The sequence below is a fragment of the Pseudomonas sp. 02C 26 genome (assembly GCF_002843585.1).
GTDB lineage: Bacteria > Pseudomonadota > Gammaproteobacteria > Pseudomonadales > Pseudomonadaceae > Aquipseudomonas > Aquipseudomonas shirazensis.
Window position 1 is genome coordinate 4,283,924 of the sequence record NZ_CP025262.1, and the last position, 20,549, is coordinate 4,304,472.

16 protein-coding genes are annotated in these 20,549 nt (G+C 61.8%); 10 read left to right on the plus strand and 6 right to left on the minus strand.

Annotated features, from left to right (window positions below; genetic code table 11):
* Window positions 1-111: 111 nt before the first annotated feature.
* Window positions 112-885, plus strand: a complete 774-nt coding sequence (gene yaaA / locus CXQ80_RS19545) for a peroxide stress protein YaaA (protein ID WP_101322035.1) — start codon at window positions 112-114, stop codon at window positions 883-885.
* Window positions 886-1,019: 134 nt separating this feature from the next.
* On the opposite strand, the gene CXQ80_RS19550 is transcribed toward yaaA, so the two are convergent.
* The 6 genes from CXQ80_RS19550 to CXQ80_RS19575 all read right to left on the minus strand — a co-directional run bounded on the left by CXQ80_RS19550 (window position 1,020) and on the right by CXQ80_RS19575 (window position 6,842).
* Window positions 1,020-2,162: an efflux RND transporter periplasmic adaptor subunit gene (locus CXQ80_RS19550; RefSeq protein ID WP_178080793.1), complete on the minus strand. Its 1,143-nt coding sequence runs from the start codon at window positions 2,160-2,162 to the stop codon at window positions 1,020-1,022.
* Window positions 2,163-2,238: 76 nt separating this feature from the next.
* On the minus strand, window positions 2,239-3,696 hold the full coding sequence (locus tag CXQ80_RS19555) for a TolC family protein (RefSeq protein WP_101322037.1): 1,458 nt from the start codon (window positions 3,694-3,696) through the stop codon (window positions 2,239-2,241).
* Window positions 3,689-4,867, minus strand: a complete 1,179-nt coding sequence (locus CXQ80_RS19560; RefSeq protein ID WP_101322038.1) for an ABC transporter permease — start codon at window positions 4,865-4,867, stop codon at window positions 3,689-3,691. Before CXQ80_RS19560 ends, CXQ80_RS19555 begins: the two co-directional genes overlap by 8 nt.
* The gene (locus tag CXQ80_RS19565) at window positions 4,857-5,525 is read right to left on the minus strand and encodes an ABC transporter ATP-binding protein (protein WP_101322039.1); all 669 of its coding nucleotides are present in this window, start codon (window positions 5,523-5,525) and stop codon (window positions 4,857-4,859) included. Before CXQ80_RS19565 ends, CXQ80_RS19560 begins: the two co-directional genes overlap by 11 nt.
* Window positions 5,522-6,313, minus strand: coding sequence for a hypothetical protein (locus CXQ80_RS19570; protein ID WP_101322040.1), 792 nt, complete (start codon window positions 6,311-6,313; stop codon window positions 5,522-5,524). Before CXQ80_RS19570 ends, CXQ80_RS19565 begins: the two co-directional genes overlap by 4 nt.
* 88 nt (window positions 6,314-6,401) lie before the next feature.
* Window positions 6,402-6,842: a hypothetical protein gene (locus CXQ80_RS19575; RefSeq protein ID WP_101322041.1), complete on the minus strand. Its 441-nt coding sequence runs from the start codon at window positions 6,840-6,842 to the stop codon at window positions 6,402-6,404.
* A gap of 931 nt (window positions 6,843-7,773) precedes the next feature.
* Between CXQ80_RS19575 and CXQ80_RS19580 the strand changes: the two genes are divergently transcribed.
* The 9 genes from CXQ80_RS19580 to CXQ80_RS19620 all read left to right on the plus strand — a co-directional run bounded on the left by CXQ80_RS19580 (window position 7,774) and on the right by CXQ80_RS19620 (window position 20,547).
* The gene (locus tag CXQ80_RS19580) at window positions 7,774-9,090 is read left to right on the plus strand and encodes a nucleotide sugar dehydrogenase (protein ID WP_101322042.1); all 1,317 of its coding nucleotides are present in this window, start codon (window positions 7,774-7,776) and stop codon (window positions 9,088-9,090) included.
* Window positions 9,091-9,143: 53 nt separating this feature from the next.
* Window positions 9,144-10,634, plus strand: a complete 1,491-nt coding sequence (locus tag CXQ80_RS19585) for a glycosyltransferase family 2 protein (RefSeq protein WP_101322043.1) — start codon at window positions 9,144-9,146, stop codon at window positions 10,632-10,634.
* Window positions 10,635-10,673: 39 nt separating this feature from the next.
* On the plus strand, window positions 10,674-11,840 hold the full coding sequence (locus CXQ80_RS19590) for an alginate biosynthesis protein Alg44 (RefSeq protein ID WP_101322044.1): 1,167 nt from the start codon (window positions 10,674-10,676) through the stop codon (window positions 11,838-11,840).
* A gap of 33 nt (window positions 11,841-11,873) precedes the next feature.
* The gene (gene algK, locus CXQ80_RS19595; RefSeq protein ID WP_101323102.1) at window positions 11,874-13,292 is read left to right on the plus strand and encodes an alginate biosynthesis TPR repeat lipoprotein AlgK; all 1,419 of its coding nucleotides are present in this window, start codon (window positions 11,874-11,876) and stop codon (window positions 13,290-13,292) included.
* Complete coding sequence (locus tag CXQ80_RS19600; RefSeq protein ID WP_101322045.1) at window positions 13,289-14,767, plus strand: alginate export family protein; 1,479 nt, start codon at window positions 13,289-13,291, stop codon at window positions 14,765-14,767. Before algK ends, CXQ80_RS19600 begins: the two co-directional genes overlap by 4 nt.
* A gap of 19 nt (window positions 14,768-14,786) precedes the next feature.
* Window positions 14,787-16,343, plus strand: coding sequence for a mannuronan 5-epimerase AlgG (gene algG / locus CXQ80_RS19605; protein ID WP_101322046.1), 1,557 nt, complete (start codon window positions 14,787-14,789; stop codon window positions 16,341-16,343).
* A gap of 12 nt (window positions 16,344-16,355) precedes the next feature.
* Window positions 16,356-17,798 carry an alginate O-acetyltransferase gene (locus CXQ80_RS19610; protein WP_101323103.1) on the plus strand — a complete coding sequence of 481 codons (1,443 nt, stop codon included), beginning with the start codon at window positions 16,356-16,358 and terminating at the stop codon, window positions 17,796-17,798.
* 7 nt (window positions 17,799-17,805) lie between these two features.
* Window positions 17,806-18,909 carry a mannuronate-specific alginate lyase gene (locus CXQ80_RS19615; protein WP_101322047.1) on the plus strand — a complete coding sequence of 368 codons (1,104 nt, stop codon included), beginning with the start codon at window positions 17,806-17,808 and terminating at the stop codon, window positions 18,907-18,909.
* Between the two features lie 180 nt (window positions 18,910-19,089).
* On the plus strand, window positions 19,090-20,547 hold the full coding sequence (locus CXQ80_RS19620; protein WP_101322048.1) for an MBOAT family protein: 1,458 nt from the start codon (window positions 19,090-19,092) through the stop codon (window positions 20,545-20,547).
* Window positions 20,548-20,549 lie beyond the last annotated feature (2 nt).

The following is a 20,549-nucleotide window of genomic DNA, read 5'->3' on the forward strand; positions in this document are numbered from 1 at the left end:
CGGCACTATAGCGCGACCCTCGTCGATGTTCTGTGACTATCGTCGGCATAGTTTGGACTTGCCCGGTTCAGCCCGTAGAATTGGCCCCATTCGATTTCAGGAGCCGACCCGATGCTGACGGTGATTTCCCCCGCCAAAACCCTCGACTACGACACCCCGCCGGTGACCGAGCGTTTCACCCTGCCGCAGTATCTGGATCACTCGCAGGCGCTGATCAGCCAACTGCGCGACCTGAGCCCGGCACAGATCAGCGAGCTGATGCACCTCTCGGACAAACTGGCCGGCCTCAACGCCGCACGCTTTGGCAGCTGGAGCGCAGACCTCACCCCAGACAATGCCAAACAGGCGCTGCTCGCGTTCAAGGGTGACGTATACACCGGGCTCGACGCCGAAAGCCTCAGTGAAGACGACTTCAGCTACGCCCAGGATCACCTGCGCATGCTCTCCGGCCTGTACGGCCTGCTGCGCCCACTCGATCTGATGCAACCCTACCGCCTGGAGATGGGCACCAAGCTGGCCAACCCACGCGGCAAGGACCTGTACGCCTTCTGGGACACGCGCATCAGCGAATGGCTGAACCAGGCACTGGCCGAGCAAGGCGACGACGTGCTGCTCAACCTGGCCAGTAACGAGTACTTCAGTGCGGTCAAACGCAGCGCGCTCAAGGCACGGATCATCAATGTCGATTTCAAGGACTGGAAGAACGGCCAGTACAAGATCATCAGCTTCTACGCCAAGAAAGCCCGTGGGATGATGAGCCGGTTCGTGATCCAGGAGCGGATCGCCGATCCGGAGCAGCTCAAGCAGTTCGATGTGCAGGGTTACTACTACAGTGCCGAGCAGTCGAAGCCGGATCAGCTGGTGTTTCTGCGGGATCATCTGTAGGAGCGGCCTTGTGTCGCGAAAGGCCCGCACGGCGAAGCTGAAAATGAGGGCACACTACGCGCGCCTTTCCGACCGGTCCGGCGTTCCGGCAAGGCCGCTCCTACACGCCAAAGGACGTGCTGACCGCCAGCGTCTTACTCCACCCAGACCCAACCCGCCTCCAGCCCTTGAACTTCGACGCCTTGCGGCACTGCGCGCAGGGGCGTGACGACAACATTGCGCCCTGGCTGATAGTCGTCCGCGCGATACAGCACGTAGTGGCCACTGCCGTCGTCAGTACGCAGCGCCGCTGCGGGCACCGCCAACGCTCGCTCATTGCTGTACAGCAACACGGTCACCTGCGCGCTCATCCCCAGCCGAACGCCCAGCGCGACCGGGTCCGGCTGAGTATCCAGAGCAATCAACAAATCGAACCAGGCGCCCTGCCCCTCCTCGGTCCTGGCCTGCTGACCAACCGCGACGACCCGGCCGTTGAGCGTGTGCCCAGCAAACCCCTCCCCGCTTACCTGCACGAACATCCCCTCGTGGACCTTGTGCAGATCGCTTTGCTCCAGTGCGGCGCGCACCTGTAACTGGCTCAGATCGACCAGCACAAACAGCGGCGTGCCTTGACTGGCCAACTGGCCGACTTGCAGCGCAAGTTGGCGGTCCTCACTTGGCCGAGGCACCAGCAGCCCACTGAACGGTGCGCGTACCTCGCGCTGGTTACGTAACGCCGCCAACTCGCGCTGGCGCGCTTGAGCAGCGTCGAGTTCAATGCTCGCCAGTCGCAAATCTACGCCTTGCCCGCGCTCACGGGTTTGTCGCAGATGCTGCCTGGCATCAAGCAGGTCCTGCTGCAGCATCACCATTTGTTGCTGCAAGGCCTCCACTTCCTGACGGGCGACGATACCCCGGTCGAACAGCCGCTGCGTCTGCTTCAAGGCTGCCTGCGCGAGCTCCAGGCTGCTGCTGGCCATAGCCTGCGCTCGTTTGGCCTGGGCCATCTCCGAGCTGCTTGCCCAGGCTTGCAGTTGCCGCAACGCGCGCTGGCTCTGCAGCAGCTGCGCTTCAGCTTGGCGAAGCTGCGGGTCCAGTTCGGCAGTGTCGAGTACAGCAATGATATCTCCCGCTGCCACCTGCTGCCCCGGCGCTATCGGCAGCGCCTGAAGCAGGCCGGCAAACGGCGCCGCCACGGTCACTTGACGAACAGCCTGAATCCGCCCGAGCACGCCAAGGCGCTGCTCGATGAGTTGCGGCTCGATCCGTAGCCATGACCCGACGCTATTCTCGCTCACCTCTGCCGGCCAAGGGCGCCATGGGCTAAGCAGAAGGCAGCCAAGCACCAGCATCGAAATTGCCAACACCTGCTGCCTAGTCATTGATGGCCACGTCCCAGCTGTCCAATGTCGTGCCCAGAATCAAGTCAAGAGCGGTCTGCGCATTCAAATAGGCGATCTGCGCGTCCAGCCGTGCACTCTGTGCGCCGCGCAGATCGCTCTCGAAACTGAGCACCTGAAAGTTGCTCGACAGGCCGAGCGCTAGTTTCTCCTGTTCGATGGCGAGCTTGCGCCGTGACAGATCCAGTGCTCGCCCGGCGATTTGCAACTGGCGCCAACTGACCTGCACTTCGCGCACGCCATCGACAACCTCGCGCTGCAGTTGCTGACGGGCGTCGGCCAGTTGCAAGCGTCGACTATCAACGGCGACTTGGGCCCGTACCAGCCCTTGCCGCCGGCTCAAGTCAGCAATTGGGATTTCCAACTGCAACCCCAGATAGTGTTCCCAGACCTTGCCGGAACTTGGCCGCTCACGGGCCTGGCTGGTAGCACCGATCAACGACAAGTCCCAGCGCTGCTGATCCTTGGCAAGGCGCAGATCGAGGTCTGCCTGCTGATCGGCCAGCAACTGCAGCAGATAGATCGGCTGTAAGGCTTCAGCCTGGGCTAAAGCCCGCCTCGGATCTAGCCCGGTCGGCTCGGCTTCCGCCTCTTCGCTAACGCGCAAGGGCGTGTCCAGGTCCAGAGCCAGTGCTTGCAGCAGCGCCAGGCGGCCAGCGTGCAGGTTATTACGACTGCCCTCCAGAGCCAGTTCCTGATTGGCCAGCTCTGCTTCGGCCTGAACAATCTCGAACGCGGCCATGCGCCCGGCGTCAATCAGCTCGCGGTTGACGGCAATCAGCTGGCTGGCCCGTTGCCGTGCATCATCGGTGATGTTTAGTCGTTCCTGCGCACGTAACAGGTCGCGATACAAGCCAATGATGCTGGTGATGGTGTGTGACACTTGATCTTTGAGGGCCAGTCGATTGGCCTGCTCAGCCAGTTCCGCCTGATGCAACGGTGCCATGGCTATGTCACGCCCTGCACCTCTGAGCAGCGGCTGGATCAGCACAAGGTTAGCGCCGTCACGGTAACGCGGCCCAGCTGCATTGCCCCGAGTCTGGCCGTAGGCCCAGTCGAGACTCACGCGGGTGCCGTAAGCCGTCAGCACACTCGCGCTGGGCGTTAACTCCCCCTGGCGATAGCGATCGTCCTGATTGCGGTTGGCCTGATACTGCGCCTTGAAGGAAAGTTGTGGCGCGTAGCGGTCAGCTGCAACGCGCAGCTCGAACTTGTCAGCAATGCGCTGCAAGTAAGCACTGCGAATACTGCGGTTGTCGCGCAAGGCCAAGGCAATCGCGTCGCTCAGACTCAACACCAGCTCGTCACGAGCTGTAACCGCCTTGGCCGAAACCGCCCCGGGGATGATCTGGCCAGGCGAGCGCAAGGCGGCTGCGGTGATACCAGGCAGCAGGCACAGCAGCAGGCAGCAGCGCATCATCCGGTCATTCATCACGCAGCGCTGCCACGGGTTGCAAACACGCAGCAGCCAGCGCCGGCTGCAGGCCGAAGAACACCCCGATCAGCAGCGCACTGACCACGCCCAGCGGTATCGACCAGGGATCAAGGGCAAAATCCCAGCCCGACAGCCAAGCGAACAACCAGGCGGCCAGTACCCCAACCATCGAACCAAGCACAGCCCCGCCACTTGCCAGAATCACCGCCTCGAGCAGAAACAACCAAGCGATATCCACAGGCCGTGCGCCGAGCGCCATACGTACGCCGATCTCACGCCGCCGCTCGATGACGCTCATCAGCATTACATTCATGACGCCTACGCCGCCAACCAGCAGTGCGATAGCGCCCAGGCCTGCCAACAACCAGCTGAACAGACGCGCCTGGCTGGCCATGCCATCAAGCAACTGCTGGGGTACCTGCACTTCGACTTCAGCGCCGGGCAGTTGCATGCGCAGATCACCGGCCAATTCATCAGCAGCAACGCGCACGCTTTGTGAATTGCGCGCCAGCGCCACTACCGCGCTGATCTGCGGTGCCGATGACAAGCGGCGCATGGCTTGCAGCGGTATCAGCAAGCCGTCATCGACCGCCACTGGCAGCAACGGGTTGGAGCCAATCGGAGCAAGGATGCCGATCACTTCGAACAGATAGCGACCCAGCTGCAACTGGTCGCCCACGCACGCCTGCAGTTGCTGCGCAGCGATCGCCCCCAGCAGCAGGTAAGGGCTGTGGGCGTCATGCTCTGACAACAACCGTCCCTGGTCGGCGGTCAGGTCGAGAACAGTGGCTAACGCCGGTGTACTGCCTGTGACCATGAGCGCTTCACTGATAGCGCCCAGACGCACCTCGACCGGCGCCATCGCCAGCGGCGCTGCGCTGATCAGCAGTGGTGAAACCGCTGACAGCTGCGGCGGCTGAACCGTCATCGCCGGGGTCTCGCTATCACGCTGCAAAGTGGCGACCAGCAACTCGCTGCCCATGCCTTGAAATAACTGCCGAGATTGCAAGGCGGCGCTATGGCCGACATTGAGCAACGCCACCACTGCGGCGCAGCCCACCGCAATGCCCAACAAGCCCAGCCAGGCGCGACGCCCCATCGTGCCCAGGTTTGCTATCGATTCGGCCAGCCGCTGAGAAGCGCTCGGCCCGTAATGTTCAGCGAGCATCGCCGACCTGCCCTGCCCGCACGTTCAAGCAGCGCTGCATGTGGCTGGCCATCGCCGGATCATGAGTGACCAGCAACAGCGTCACACCGCGCTCACGATTGAGCGCTTTCAATAGCTCAAGCACATCTGCCGCCGCTTCGCCATCAAGGTTGCCGGTGGGCTCATCGGCGAGTAACAACTGCGGCTCGCCGACCAAGGCGCGGGCGATCGCGACGCGTTGACGCTGGCCGCCGGAAAGCTCGGCTGGCCGATGGCTCATGCGCGCCCCCAACCCGACCGACTGCAGCTGCCGTCGTGCGGCGCATCTGGCCCGCAGCACAGGCATGCCGCGATAAAAAAGCGGCAAGGCAACGTTGTCCAGCACAGTCAAGCGCGGCAGCAAGTGGAAGCTTTGGAAGACGAAGCCGATGCTGCGGTTACGCATCATTGCCCGTTGCGCACCGCTGGCACCGGTCATGTTCTCACCACCGATCAGCACACGGCCCTGACAGGGTTCATCGAGCAGACCGATCAGGTTAAGCAGCGTGCTTTTGCCAGAGCCTGACGGGCCAACTATGGCGCAGGATTGACCATGAGCGATCGACAGCGAGACATCACCAAGGATTACCTCGCCGCCGAGTGAACGGTGGACGTGTTCAAGCGAGATGGCGGCGCTCATGAGGGACTTGCCTCGTTGCCAAGACCTTTGGCGCTGCCCTGGTCGCCGGCCGCATCCTCGCGTTCATTAGCTGGTTTCCATTCGTTGGCGACCATGTCCAGAAGCGACGTATTGAATTCTGGCCACTCTATTTCCACAGCGCCCATCTGCATGCGGATCATGGCCTCGTAGTTACCATACCCGGCAACTTCGATGCGCGGCAGTGAGTCATAGTAATGGATAGTCTCCAGCAATGCGTCATCGCTGCGCCCGGTACGCTGACGCTCAGCATCCATCTTGTCGATTATATATCTGGCCCAGTCCTGATGTTGAGCATCCGCCTCCCATGATGCCGCACGGCGTTCATTAACCGTGAAGCTTCCGCTTTCATCGTAGGTAATCAGGCTTAGTTGATCACGCGACAGTCCCCTGAACGGGTTACTGCCCGTGCCATTGATGAAATCAGTGGCGTGCCGTGCCCTATCAAGTAACTCGACGTTATCGGTATCCGGTTTTTGCGCATCGTAAAACTCCTTTGCCGACGTATAATTCGCCCCACCAATCCTATCCCTGATCTGAGCGGCCAATTCTGCCAACTCCTTGCGTGAAAGCAGGCTATCACGAAGGGCGGCACGCGCGGATGCTTCGCTTAACTGCTTGGCCAATGGTGACAACTGCGGTTCTTCTCGCGCAACGCCAGCATCCAATTTTGCGACAATCTCAGCTTCAGAGGGCTGCACTTGGCGCCTAACGACGGCAGCACTCGCTGAAGCAGAAATAGAAGGTAGTTGCTTGTTAACAGCATCCATATTGCACACCTCCGGTAGTTTAAGAATCCAGCGTCCTTAGTTAAGCCATTACAGGAATTCAGGTAGGGCTTTACAGATCCCTAATTAGCTACTTCATTGAGAATTCGACCTTCCAGCTATAATCGGCAGCGGTACTCGTTATAGTTGCCACGCACGTAGCGCCACCACTGGGCGTTGCTGTTTTTGTCCACTGTGGTTGTTTTATTCCACCTGGCATCATCCGCATCTGAAAGGTCGTACCAAACGCGCAGGTCTTACTGCCAATGGTGTAGCGGACCATCGCTGCATTGACGTCTGGGCTGATAATCCGCTGAACACGGAAGAGTATCGAAGTGTTCGCCTCTACCTTTTCGCGGGGCTTTGGGCTGGCGATCTGATATGTGCTGGATTCGTTAGTTGTAACGATTTTCAGCACTGCCTGCTCGCGTCCCAGATTCTTGAATGTGACATCGACGAGAGGCCCTGCCTGAGCTAACCCAGCCGCCAAAGATGCCAGCGCAAGAATCACGCTCATCACCGATTTTTTCATAGCTGCTTCCATCCTTTTTTCTCAAAGTGATGCAGCCCGCGAACATGCAGGGCTACAGAGGCAGTACCGCATCCCCATCGTTGTGTGCAGGTTCATCTGCAGTGCTCTCACCGTCTCTAACGGCACCCCGCCTCTAACCCTTAGGGTTCGTAAGGTCTTGCTCTGTTACGGCATGTGAGCCCCATTGCAGAGCACCGCGTGATAGACGGGGCGGAGCGGCATTAAACGCCAAACATCAGGCGCCAAATAATCGACAAGCCAAGCTCGACGCCCCCGTGCCGGCAGACCGTTCGTAGTTTTTTGACGAATTTTGCAATTATTTTTCCGGTGATGGCATATAACCATCCCGCTGGGTTTTCACCCTTTATATACCGGGGTGAAACCGTCGCGTGCTATCACCATGCAACTATGCGCACTTAGATAAATATTTAGAAATCTTTCATTTCGTCAGTTTCGGTTCAGGAACTTTGCCCCCAAGGTGCCCCTCATAGGACCCGTAACGAATCTTCATCGCTGCATGTGAGAGATGACTTACAGATGACAAGCGGCAGGTACCTACTACCCGGCCGAAGAACTTAGGCAGACGCCACGGTAACCACCAAGCGCGCTGCCAGCTGAAGGAGATGCAAGCCCCTTAAACGTCCTAGTGGTTGATTTCAAAGGATTTATCCACTTGAAAGAACAAGCACAGCAGTTCGCCACGTAGCGCGCTGCAGTAAAGACGGCTGCATTTCAGGGCACGTTTTTTAATGATCAGTCTTTGACTGCCTACTTAGAGTGCACACCGTTGTGCACTCCGGATTTATTCATGCCTGCGTTCGGTGAAGTGTGCACTCGCCTTGGCAAAGTGCGCCCGAATTAATGCTGGTTAATCAAACCGGCCGGCACTTCCGTGGAAGAGTCGGCGTGATAAACACTTGAGGTGAAAGCGATGCGTATCAGCATTTTTGGTTTGGGTTATGTGGGTGCAGTGTGTGCAGGCTGCCTGTCGGCACGGGGCCATGAAGTGATTGGTGTGGATGTGTCGCAGACCAAGATCGACCTGATCAACAAGGGCAAGTCGCCCATCGTCGAGCCGGGCCTTGAGCAACTGCTGCAACAGGGCATCGCCAATGGCCGTCTGCGTGGCACCACCGACTTCGCCGAGGCCATCCGCGCCAGCGACGTGTCGATGATCTGCGTGGGCACGCCTAGCAAGAAAAACGGCGACCTGGGCCTTGAGTACATCGAATCGGTTTGCCGCGAAATCGGTTACGTGCTGCGTGACAAAGCCAGCCGCCACACCATCGTGGTGCGCAGCACCGTGCTGCCTGGCACCGTCAAGAACGTGGTCATCCCGATCCTGGAAGACTGCTCGGGGAAAAAGGCCGGCGTCGACTTCGGTGTCGCGGTCAACCCTGAATTCCTGCGTGAAAGCACCGCGATCAAGGACTACGACCAGCCACCGATGACTGTCATCGGCGAGTTCGACACCGCCAGCGGCGACGTCCTGCAAGCGCTGTACGAAGAGCTCGATGCGCCGGTGATCCGCAAGGACATCGCCGTTGCCGAAATGATCAAGTACACCTGCAACGTCTGGCACGCAACCAAGGTCACCTTCGCCAACGAAATCGGCAACATCGCCAAGGCGGTCGGCGTCGATGGCCGCGAAGTGATGGACGTGGTCTGCCAGGACACCGTGCTCAACCTGTCGCAGTACTACATGCGCCCAGGCTTCGCCTTCGGCGGCTCGTGCCTGCCCAAGGACGTGCGCGCCCTCACCTACCGCGCTGCCAGCCTCGACGTACGTGCCCCGCTGCTCGACTCGCTGATGCGCAGCAACGAATCGCAGGTGCAGAACGCCTTCGACATCATCGAGAGCCACGACAAACGCAAGATCGCCCTGCTCGGCCTGAGCTTCAAGGCCGGCACCGACGACCTGCGCGAGAGCCCGCTGGTGGAACTGGCCGAGCGCCTGATTGGCAAAGGCTACCAGCTCAACATCTACGACCAGAACGTTGAGTACGCCCGTGTCCACGGCGCCAACAAAGAGTACATCGAGTCGAAGATCCCGCACGTCTCGTCGCTGCTCAACGCCAACTTCGAGCAAGTCATCAACGACGCCGAAATCATCATTCTCGGCAACCGTGACGAGCAGTTCCGCGCCCTTGCCCAGCAAGCGCCGGCCGGCAAGCAAGTGATCGACCTGGTTGGCTTCATGAGCAAGCCCACCTGCAGCACCAGCCGCACCGAAGGCATCTGCTGGTAAGCCAGCCTGACGCGGGGCCGCAAGGCCCCGCTCTCTACTGAATTTCGTGACGGATGCCGAACATGCATAGGTTCCAGACAGTACTGATGCAGTGCGCCGGATGGCTGCTCTACATGAGCTTGCTCATGTTGATCGCCCTCGCCCTGCCCAGCGACATCTTCGATTCCGAGTCGAAGCATTTCATCTTCCTGGTCGGTGCGGTCGGCATCTGGCGTTACTCGATGGGCGCCACCCATTTCATCCGCGGCATGATCTTCCTGTATGGCGTCTATCCGTACCTGCGCAACAAGGTACGCAAGCTGGGCGACGACGCCGCGCCATCGCATGTGTACCTGATGGTCACGAGCTTTCGCATCGATGCGCTGACCACCGCGCAGGTCTACAGCTCGGTGATTCGCGAAGCGATCAACTGCGGCTACCCGACCACCGTGGTCTGCTCGTTGGTGGAAAAGTGCGATGAGCTGTTGGTGAAAAGCCTGTGGGCCAAATACAACCCACCAGAGCACGTCACCCTCGATTTCGTGCGTATTGCCGGTACCGGCAAGCGCGATGGCCTGGCCTTCGGCTTCCGTGCCATCTCGCGGATGATGCCCGACCAGCATGCCGTAGTGGCCGTGATCGACGGCGACACCGTGCTCGGCGACGGCATCGTGCGCAAGACCGTACCCTGGTTCAAGCTGTACCCCAATGTCGGTGGCCTGACCACCAACGAATTCTGCGAAGTGCGCGGCGGCTACATCATGAGCGAGTGGCACAAGCTGCGCTTCGCCCAGCGCCACATCAACATGTGCTCGATGGCCCTGTCCAAGCGCGTACTGACCATGACCGGGCGCATGTCGATGTTCCGCGCCAGCGTGGTGACCAACCCCGAGTTCATCGCCGATGTCGAAAGCGACTCACTGATGCACTGGCGCCTGGGCCGCTTCAAGTTCCTTACCGGTGACGACAAGTCGAGCTGGTTCAGCCTGATGCGCCTTGGCTACGACACCTTCTACGTACCGGACGCGGCGATCAACACGGTCGAGCACCCGCCGGAAAAGAGCTTCCTCAAGGCCAGCCGCAAACTGATGTACCGCTGGTACGGCAACAACCTGCGGCAGAACTCGCGCGCCCTTGGCTTGGGCCTGAAGCGCCTCGGCCCGTTCACCAGCCTGGTGCTGTTCGACCAGCGTGTGTCGATGTGGACCAGCCTGCTCGGGCTGACCGTGGCGGTGATCGCCAGCCTGAAATTCGGCATGGCATACCTGCTGGTGTACCTGCTGTGGATCGGCATCACCCGGCTGATCCTGACGATCATGCTGCTGTGCTCGGGGCACAAGGTCGGCCCGGCCTATCCCGTGATCCTTTATTACAACCAGATCGTCGGCGCAATGATGAAGATCTACGTGTTCTTCCGCCTCGACAAGCAGTCCTGGACGCGTCAGCCGACTGCCCTCAAGCGTGACCTTGCCAGCTTTCAACAATGGTTCAACACCTGGTCCTCGCGGACCATGACCTTCTCGGCGGCCAGCATCTTCGTTGCTGTGCTGTTCATGGTCGTGTGAGCCCCTCCGGATCAGAACTAACAGGAACTTGAAATCGCCATGAATAACGCCGTCAACGTCAATGTCGTGCATGAGTCCGAAGCCCAGCGCCAACACGCCCGGGTGCGTATCCCCGCCAAGCTGCGTTTTGTGGACGGCAACCGTGAGCCGCAAGAGGCCAAGGTCGATGACCTGTCTGCTGGCGGCCTGTCCTTCCAGGCCAAGCGCGCACTGCCGATCGGCGAAGTGATCCGCGGTCGCCTGCAGTTCGTGGTCGACAACCTCGGCCTTTCGATGGACATCGAGTTTTTGGTGCGCACCAGCGACGCCGCCACCGGCCGTACCGGTGCGGAGTTCCAGAACCTCGAGCCACGCGACATCGCCACCCTGCGCCACATCATCACCTCGCACCTGTCGGGCGAGTTGATCACTGCCGGTGACGTGCTCAGTACCCTGCAACGCGACAACTTCACCAAGGCGCGCAAGCAGAAGGACGGCGGCTCGGGTCTGAGCGCGTTTGGCCGCCTGCGTGCCGTGACCGTGACCCTGGGCGTGTTCGTGGTCGGTATCGCCGCCTTTGGTTTTGTCGCCAAGTCGCTGTATGGCATGTACTTCGTCAGCCACGCCGAAGCCGGTGTGGTCGCCGTGCCGACCACCACCGTGACCATGCCCCGCGACGGCACCGTCAAGAGCCTGGTCGAAAGCGGCGGGCAAGTGGTCAAGGGCGCGCCACTGGCAAGCTTCAGCACCAGCATGCTGGACATGCTCAAAGGCCACCTGGACGACTCGCAGCTGGAGCCGGCCAAGGTCGAGGAACTGTTCGGCAAGCAACTCGCCGGCACCCTTACCAGCCCGTGTGATTGCGTCGTCGCCGAGCAACTGGTGGATGACGACCAGTACGCCAGCAAAGGCCAGCCGATCTTCCACCTGGTACCGCGCACCACCAACCCGATGATCGAGGCGCGCTTCAGCTACCGCCAGTTCGACGAGGTAAAGCCGGGCACCAAGGTTAACTTCCAGATCGCCGGTGAAGACGAAGTGCGCACTGGCCAGATCGTCAGCAGCGCAAGCCTCAACAGCGAAGACCTGGCCTCCGACATCCGCGTGCAGATCAAACCCGACGGTGCCTTGCCCGCCGAACTGGCCGGTCGCCCGGCAGCGGTCAACAGCGATCGCGGCCCTTCGCTGGATTGGCTGATCAGCAAAGCTGCGGCCCGTGGGCTGTAAGAGGATCTGACCATGAGCCTGTTCAACCTACCCATGGCGTCGCCCGGCGCGCGCCCAGCCACCTGGTGCTCACTGGCGATCGCCATTGCCCTGAGTGGCTGCGCCGGCCTGCCCGATCAGCGCCTGGCCAACGAAGCGCTCAAGCGTGGCGACACCGCCACTGCCGAGCGCAACTACAAGGCCTTGGCTGATCTCGGCTACAGCGATGCGCAGGTCGGCCTGGCCGATATTCAGGTGGCCTCGCGCGACCCTGCGCAACTGCAGCAGGCCGAAGCCACCTACCGCGCCGCCGCCAGCACCTCGTCGCGGGCCCAGGCCCGTCTTGGCCGCCTGCTGGTAGCCAAACCGGACAGCACCCAGGCCGAGCGCGAAGAGGCCGAAAGCCTGCTCAAGCGCGCCGCCGCCCAGGGCGAAAGCAACACCCTGATCCCGCTGGCGATGCTGTATCTGCAATACCCGCAGAGCTTCCCCAAGGTCAACGCGCAGCAACAGATCGAACAATGGCGCGCTGCCGGCAACCCGGAAGCGGGCCTGGCGCAGATCCTCCTCTACCGCACCCAGGGCAGCTACGATCAGCACCTGGATGACGTCGAGCGCATCTGCAAAACCGCCCTGAACAGCACCGACATCTGCTATGTCGAGCTGGCCACCGTCTACCAGAAACGCAACCAGGCCGAGCAACGCACTGCCCTGCTTGAGCAGCTCAAGTCGGCCTATGCCCGCGGTAGCGTACCGGCCAGCCGGGTCGACAGCGTGGCGCGGGTACTGGCTGATCGCAGCCTGGGCCAGACCGACGAGAAAACCGCCAAGGACCTGCTCGAGCAGGTTGCCCCGGCCAACCCGGCCTCCTGGGTCAGCCTGGCGCAGTTGCTGTATGACTTCCCCGAGCTGGGCGACACCGACCAGTTGCTGGCTTACATCGACAAAGGCCGCGCCGCCGAACAGCCGCGTGCCGAGCTGCTGCTGGGCCGCCTGTACTACGAAGGCAAGACCCTGCCAGCCGATGCGGCCAAAGCCGAAACTCATCTGCAAGCCGCCGCCGCTGCCGGCGAAATCAGCGCCCATTACTACCTCGGCCAGTTGTACCGCCGTGGTTACCTCGGCCAGGTCGAGCCGCAAAAGGCGGTCGATCACCTGCTCAACGCCGCCCGCGGCGGTCAGCTCAGCGCCGACTATGCGCTGGCTCAGCTGTACAGCGAAGGCCACGGCATCCGCCCGAACCCTGGCAATGCCTGGGTATTCGCCAGCCTGGCGCAGGCCAACCCGTCGCAGCAGTCGACCGAACTGCTGCAGCAACTCGATCAGCAACTGACGCCTGAGCAGCGCAGCCAGGCCCAGCGCCTGCTTGCGCAAGAGCAGCAGGCGCGCGGCAGCATGGCCAAAGCCGGCAACAGCATGATGGCCATCGAAGCCCTGCAAGACGATGAAGACGCCGAGGATTCCTCCCTATGACGCTCAACCCCTTCGTGAAGGCCGGGATCGGCCTGAGCTTCGCCCTGCTCTGGTCGTGCCCGACCTTGGCCGATATCACCGCCGAGAAGAACTTCGGCCTCGACGTGAAAATCACCGGCCAGTCGGAAGACGACCGCGACCTCGGCACCCGCTCCGGCGGTGATGTGCAAGGCCTGGGTCTGGACCTGCGCCCTTGGGTCTACGGCGAGCGTGGCAACTGGAGCGCCTTTGCCATGGGCCAGGCGGTCGCGGCCACCGACACCATCGAGACCGACACCCTGCGCCAGTCCGACGATGGCAGCACCGTCGACACCGCTGCCGACGGCCGCAAAGCCGACAAAAGCTACCTGGCCATGCGCGAGTTCTGGGTCGGCTACAGCGGCTTCACCGCCTACCCCGGCGAGCAACTGCGGCTCGGCCGCCAGCGCCTGCGTAACGACGACGGCATGTGGCGTGACAGCAACATCGAAGCGCTCAACTGGACCTTCGACACCACCTTGCTGCGGGCCAACCTGGGCATGGCACAGCGCTTCAGCGAATACCGCACCGACCTCACCGAGCTGGCTCCGGAAGACAAGGACCGCACCCACTTCTACGGCGACGTTGCCACGCAGTGGACCCCCGGGCACTGGGTTGGCCTGCGCGCGCACCACACCCATGACAGCGGCAGCCTGAAAAACACCGGCGAGAGCCTCGACGGCCTGGACAAGCGCCGCACCGGCGACCTGACCTGGCTGGGCCTGGAAGCCAACAGCGATGCCTACAACTGGCGCAACCAGCACACCGTCAACTACTGGGGCAGCCTGACCTGGCTGACCGGTGACCGCGACAAGCTCAACAGCGAGCTGGTCGGCAACGAGCAAGTCGCCACCGGCAAGCAGAGCGGCGACGTCAATGCCTGGGCCACCGATCTCGGTATCCGCCTGCGCCTCGACCCGCAATGGCAAGTCGGCGCGGCCTACGCCCGTGGCAGCGGTGGCGGCGGCAGCAAGGGTTCGAACAACTACGAGCAGACCGGCCTTGAGAGCAATCGCTCCAGCTTCACCGGCACCCGCTCGCGGGTGCACCGCTTCGGCGAAGCCTTCCGCGGTGAGCTGGGCAACCTGCAGGCAGCCACCCTGTTCGCCTCCTGGCAGCTGCGCGACGACTACGACGCCAGCTTGATCTACCACAAGTTCTGGCGCGTCAACGGCCAGCAGAACATCGGCTCCAGCGGCATCAACGCGGTGGTCGATGACGAAGGCGTCAACCGCCCACTGGTCAACGGCGAGAAGGACCTGGGCCAGGAGATGGACGTGGTCGTCACCAAGTACTTCAAGCAAGGCCTGCTGCCAGCATCGCTGAGCCAGTCGATCGACGAACCGTCGGCGCTGGTACGCCTGCGTGCTGGCGTGTTCAAGCCTGGCGATGCCTACGGCAAAGAGGCCGACTCGTACATGCACCGCGCCTTTGTCGACGTGATCTGGCGTTTCTGACGTGCGCCGAGGACTGGATATGAACCTGCAACCCAAGCTTCGCTACAGCCTGCTCGCCAGCGCCCTGCTGCTGGCCGCAGGCGTGGCTCAGGCCGCCGAGCCAGGCACGGCCAAGGGCCTGCAGCAGGCCAAGACCTACACCGTGACCAGCGCGCCAGTCGAGCCGCTGCACATGGAGCCGCCCAAGCTGCCTGATCTGACTGGCTACACCGCGCAAGCGGTGCAAGCCAAGATCGATCGCAGCCGCAAGGGCAAGGTCAGCGTGCGCCGCATGCTTCAGGAAGAATCGCTCAAGGAATTCATCGGCGGCGACAACAAGGCCGCCGAGTGGGTCCAGCGCCAGCAGGGTATCCCCCAGGCGATCTTTGTCGACGACGGCCATGTCGACCTGACCGAACTGAGCAAGCAAGTGCCCAAGCAGTACCTGAGTGAAGTGTCGCCGGGCGTGTATCTGGCACGCTTGCCGATCGTGGTCGGGCAGAAGGGCGTGCTGGAAATCAACGGCAAGGTCAAAGAGCTGCGTCTGTCGCAGGAGCGCGGCGCGTTTCTGGTCAACGACGGCAAGCTGTTCGTCAGCGACACCCAGGTCACCGGCTGGCGCGAGAAGGACAACGGCCCGGCCAGCTTCCGCTCGCCCAAGGAGTTCCGCCCGTTCCTGCTGTCGTGGGGCGGCACCGAGACCTACATCGTCAACAGCAAGATGGCCAGCTTTGGCTACTCGCAGTCCAAGTCGTACGGCGTGAGCATCTCGCAGTACACGCCGAACATGGCGAAAAAGATGGGCCGCGCCGAACCGACCGGCTGGATCATCGGTTCCGAATTCAGTGACATGTGGTACGGCTTCTACTGCTACGAGACCAGCGACTTCGTGGTCAAGGACAGCACCTACCGCGACAACATCGTCTACGGCATCGACCCGCACGACCGTTCGCACCGCCTGATCATCGCCGGCAACACGGTGCATGGCACCAAGAAAAAGCACGGCATCATCGTTTCGCGTGAGGTCAACGACAGCTGGATCTTCAACAACAAGAGCTACGACAACAAGCTCTCCGGGGTGGTGATCGACCGTAACAGCGTCAACAACCTGATTGCCTACAACGAGATCTACCGCAACCACACCGACGGCATCACCGTGTACGAAAGCGGCGATAACCTGATCTGGGGCAACAAGGTCATCAACAACCGTCGCCACGGCATCCGCGTGCGCAACAGCGTCAACATTCGCCTTTACGAGAACATCGCCATGGCCAACGGCCTGGTCGGTGTTTACGGGCACATCAAGGACCTGTCCGACACCGACCGCGACATCGCCCTCGACCCGTTCGACGCCAAGGTTTCGCTGATCGTGGTCGGCGGCGAGTTGACCGCCAATGGCTCCGGCCCCTTGTCGATCGACTCGCCGCTGTCGGTCGAGCTGTACAAGGTGGCCATGCTCGCCCCGCGCAAAGCCAGCGGCATCAGCCTCAATGGCGTGCTCGGCGAGCGCCAGGACGAAATCCTCGACCTGCTGGTGCGCCAGCAGAAGGCTGTGCTGATCGACCCGGTCGAACGCCAGACCGAAATGATCGATTAAGGAATGCTGACCATGACCACTGCACCTTTGATGAAACTGCTCGGCCTGACTGCCGCCCTGCTGGCGATCAGCCAGGGCGTGCGCGCCGAACAGGTCCAGGCGCCGAGCTTCACCGCCGAGCCATGCTGCCAGCTGTGCCCGGAAGCGCACGACGCCAGCCGCTACACCACCCGCTACCAGCAGAACTTCACCACCCTGGTGCAGGCGCAGGGCGACTGGTTGTTCCGTACTCGCGAAGACCTGCGCACCGAGTTCAGCACCAGCGCTGCCGGCTACCAGCGCCTGCAGCAGGTGCACGACGCCTTCAAGAAACGCGGCATCGAGCTGGTGATGGTCTATCAGCCAACCCGTGGCCTGGTTAACCGCAACATGCTCAATCCGGCCGACAAGGCCGCGTTCGATTACCAGAAGGCGCTGGGCAACTACCAGGCCATGCTCAAGCGCTTTGCCAAGATGGGCTACACCGTGCCGGACCTGTCGCCACTGACCAACGAGCAGCTGGCGGCAGCCGATCAGGGCAAGGACTTCTACTTCCGCGGCGACCAGCACTGGACGCCGTATGGCGCTGAACGAGCGGCGAAGATCATCGCCAAGAGCGTGCAGCAGATGCCGGCCTTCGCCGACATTCCGCGCAAGGAATTCGAAACCCACAAGTCCGGGCGCATGGGCAAGACCGGCACCCTGCACAACGTCGCCGGCCAGCTCTGCGGCAGCAGCTACGCGGTGCAGTACATGGACCAGTTCGCCACCGAGCCGAAAGGCGCCGCCGGCGACGACGACCTGTTCGGCGACAGCGGCAATGCCGAGATCACCCTGGTCGGCACCAGCCACAGCGGCAAGAACTACAACTTCTCGGGCTTCCTGCAGCAATACATCGGCGCCGACGTGCTCAACGTCGCCTTCCCGGGCGGTGGCCTGGAAGGTGCGATGATCCAGTACCTGGGCAGCGAAGAGTTCAAGACCCACCCGCCAAAGATCCTCATCTGGGAATTCTCGCCGCTGTATCGCCTCGACCAGGAAACTATCTGGCGGCAGATCCTCGGCCTGCTCGACAACGGCTGCGATGACCGCCCAGCACAGATGAGCGCCAGCACCACGCTCAAGCCCGGCACCAACGAAGTCATGGTCAACGGCAAGGGCGGCGTGATCAAGGACCTGGTCAACCGCAACCTGCAGATGGACATCAAGTTCGAAGACACTTCGGTCAAGGTCCTGCAAGCGACCCTGTGGTATCTGAACGGGCGCCACGAGGACATCAAGATCGAAAAACCAGAGACCTCCGACACCGACGGGCGCTTTGTCTTCCAGCTGCGTGAAGACGAAGACTGGGCCAGCCAGAACCTGCTCGCGCTGGAGCTGCAAGGCCCGGAACAAGGCACCCAGAAAGTCGAAGCCAAGCTCTGCAAACGCAACAACTTCGCCAGCCCTGCGCACACAGCGCAGGCTGGCCAGTGAGGCGCACATGATCAAGCCACGCACGACCTTCGCCCCTGCCCTGCTCGCCCTGGCCCTGTTTGCCGGCGCTGCGCAGGCCGAGCTGGTACCCCCACAGGGTTACTACGCCGGCATCGAGCAGATGAAAACCACCGACGGCAAGTTCCGCTGTGAACAGGCGCCCAAGCCTTACACCGGCGCCTTGCAGTTTCGCAGCAAGTACGAAGGCTCGGACAAGGCCCGCTCGACGCTCAACCTGCGCTCGGAAAAAGCCTTCCGCGACTCGACCAAAGACATCACCACCCTCGAGCGTGGCGTCAGCAAGATGGTCGGCCAGTACATGCGCGACGGCCGCCCGGCGCAGCTCGATTGCGCGCTTGGCTGGCTGAGCCAGTGGGCGCAGGCCGACGCCTTGCTCTCGACCGATTACAACCACACCGGCAAGTCCATGCGCAAATGGGCCCTGGGCAGCATGAGCGGCTCCTGGCTGCGCTTGAAGTTCTCCAATTCGCAGCCGCTGGCGGCGCACAAGGCCGAAGCCGAAGCCATTGAAAAATGGTTCGCCCGCCTGGCCGAACAGACCGTCAAGGACTGGAGCGACCTGCCGCTGGAGAAGATCAACAACCACAGCTACTGGGCCGCCTGGTCGGTGATGGCTACTGCCGTCGCCACCGACCGCCGCGACCTGTTCGACTGGGCCGTGAAGGAATACCGCGTCGGCGCCAACCAGATCGACGAGCAGGGCTTCTTGCCTAACGAGCTCAAGCGCCGCCAGCGCGCGCTGGCCTACCACAACTACGCTCTGCCGCCGCTGGCGATGATCGCCAGCTTCGCCAAGGTCAACGGGGTCGACTTGCGCAGTGAGAACAACTTTGCCCTGCAGCGCCTCGGCGAAGGGGTGCTGGCCGGTGCCCGTGATCCGCGTCAGTTCGTTGCCCGTACCGGCGTCAAACAGGACATGAAAGACCTCAAGGTCGACAGCAAGTACGCCTGGCTCGAGCCGTGGTGCGCGCTGTACCAGTGCGTTGGCGACACGCTGTCGCGCAAGCATGGCATGCAGCCGTTCGACAGTTTCCGCCTGGGCGGCAACATGACCCGGGTGTATGACCCGAGCGCAGCTAGCAACAAGTAACACTCATCCCTATGGGAGCGGGCTTGCCCGCGAATGAGGCTCCGCGTGATGCCAGGCAAAGGCTACGCCTTTGTTCGCGGGCAAGCCCGCTCCCACAGGGTATTAAGTTGCTCCCCGGTCCAGGCTGGGGGGTTTGGGGGGCTGCTGCCCCAGCTACGTACATCCATCAGGAGAACGAGGATGGTCTTCTCGTCAAATGTGTTCCTGTTCCTGTTCCTGCCGATCTTCCTCGGCTTGTACTACTTGAGCGGGCAACGCTATCGCAACCTGCTGCTGCTGGTCGCCAGCTACATCTTCTACGCCTGGTGGCGGGTCGACTTCCTCGCCCTGTTCGCCGGCGTGACCCTGTGGAACTACTGGATCGGCCTCAAAGTCGGCGCCGCAGGCGTGCGCACCAAACCCGCACAGCGCTGGCTGCTGCTCGGTGTCGGTGTCGACCTGGCCATTCTCGGCTACTTCAAGTACGCCAACTTTGGCGTCGACAGCCTCAACGCAATCATCACCTCGTTCGGTTTCGAGCCGTTCATCATCACCCACGTGCTGCTGCCGATCGGGATCTCGTTCTACATCTTCGAGTCGATCAGCTACATCATCGACGTGTACCGCGGTGATACCCCGGCGACTCGAAACCTGATCGACTTTGCAGCGTTCGTGGCGATCTTCCCGCACTTGATCGCCGGCCCCGTACTGCGCTTCAAGGACCTGGTCGACCAGTTCAACAACCGCACTCACACCCTCGACAAGTTCTCCGAAGGCTGCACCCGCTTCATGCAGGGCTTCATCAAGAAGGTGTTCATCGCCGACACCCTGGCGGTGGTTGCCGACCATTGCTTCGCCCTGGAAAACCCTACCACCGGTGACGCCTGGCTCGGCGCCCTGGCCTACACCGCGCAGCTGTACTTCGACTTCTCCGGCTACAGCGACATGGCCATCGGCCTCGGTTTGATGATGGGCTTTCGCTTCATGGAGAACTTCAAGCAGCCGTACATCAGCCAGTCGATCACCGAGTTCTGGCGGCGCTGGCACATCAGCCTGTCGACCTGGCTGCGCGACTACCTGTACATCACCCTGGGCGGCAACCGCAAAGGCACCTTCAACACCTACCGCAACCTGTTCCTGACCATGTTGCTCGGCGGCCTGTGGCACGGCGCCAACATCACCTACATCCTCTGGGGCGCCTGGCACGGCATCTGGCTCGCGATCGAACGTGCGCTGGGCCTGGACACCAACCCGCAGCGCTTCAACCCGATCAAGTGGGCGTTCACCTTCCTGCTGGTGGTGACCGGCTGGGTGATGTTCCGCTCGGAAAACCTCGACGTGGCCGGGCGCATGTACGCCGCCATGTTCAGCTTCGGCGAATGGCAGCTGTCGGAACTCAACCGCGCCAACCTCACCGGCCTGCAGGTGGCAACCATGTTCATCGCCTACGCAACCCTGGCGTTCTTCGGCCTGCGCGACTTCTACCGCAATGCCAAGCCAACGCCCAAGGCAACCCCGGTACAGATCAACAGCGACGGTTCGATCGGCCTGGACTGGAGCCGGGTCATGGCCCGCGTGCTGGTGCTGCTGTTGTTCGTTGCCTCGGTGCTGAAACTCTCGGCGCAAAGCTATTCGCCATTCCTCTATTTCCAGTTCTGAGG

Excerpts from the sequence above, each read along its gene's own strand:
- CXQ80_RS19560 (WP_101322038.1), bottom strand. The coding sequence starts at position 4,867 with ATGCTCGCTGAACATTACGGGCCGAGCGCTTCTCAGCGGCTGGCCGAA.
- CXQ80_RS19620 (WP_101322048.1), top strand. The coding sequence starts at position 19,090 with ATGGTCTTCTCGTCAAATGTGTTCCTGTTCCTGTTCCTGCCGATCTTC.
- CXQ80_RS19570 (WP_101322040.1), bottom strand. The coding sequence starts at position 6,313 with ATGGATGCTGTTAACAAGCAACTACCTTCTATTTCTGCTTCAGCGAGT.
- algK (WP_101323102.1), top strand. The coding sequence starts at position 11,874 with ATGGCGTCGCCCGGCGCGCGCCCAGCCACCTGGTGCTCACTGGCGATC.
- CXQ80_RS19590 (WP_101322044.1), top strand. The coding sequence starts at position 10,674 with ATGAATAACGCCGTCAACGTCAATGTCGTGCATGAGTCCGAAGCCCAG.
- CXQ80_RS19600 (WP_101322045.1), top strand. The coding sequence starts at position 13,289 with ATGACGCTCAACCCCTTCGTGAAGGCCGGGATCGGCCTGAGCTTCGCC.
- CXQ80_RS19580 (WP_101322042.1), top strand. The coding sequence starts at position 7,774 with ATGCGTATCAGCATTTTTGGTTTGGGTTATGTGGGTGCAGTGTGTGCA.
- yaaA (WP_101322035.1), top strand. The coding sequence starts at position 112 with ATGCTGACGGTGATTTCCCCCGCCAAAACCCTCGACTACGACACCCCG.
- CXQ80_RS19555 (WP_101322037.1), bottom strand. The coding sequence starts at position 3,696 with ATGAATGACCGGATGATGCGCTGCTGCCTGCTGCTGTGCCTGCTGCCT.
- CXQ80_RS19615 (WP_101322047.1), top strand. The coding sequence starts at position 17,806 with ATGATCAAGCCACGCACGACCTTCGCCCCTGCCCTGCTCGCCCTGGCC.
- algG (WP_101322046.1), top strand. The coding sequence starts at position 14,787 with ATGAACCTGCAACCCAAGCTTCGCTACAGCCTGCTCGCCAGCGCCCTG.
- CXQ80_RS19610 (WP_101323103.1), top strand. The coding sequence starts at position 16,356 with ATGACCACTGCACCTTTGATGAAACTGCTCGGCCTGACTGCCGCCCTG.
- CXQ80_RS19575 (WP_101322041.1), bottom strand. The coding sequence starts at position 6,842 with ATGAAAAAATCGGTGATGAGCGTGATTCTTGCGCTGGCATCTTTGGCG.
- CXQ80_RS19585 (WP_101322043.1), top strand. The coding sequence starts at position 9,144 with ATGCCGAACATGCATAGGTTCCAGACAGTACTGATGCAGTGCGCCGGA.
- CXQ80_RS19565 (WP_101322039.1), bottom strand. The coding sequence starts at position 5,525 with ATGAGCGCCGCCATCTCGCTTGAACACGTCCACCGTTCACTCGGCGGC.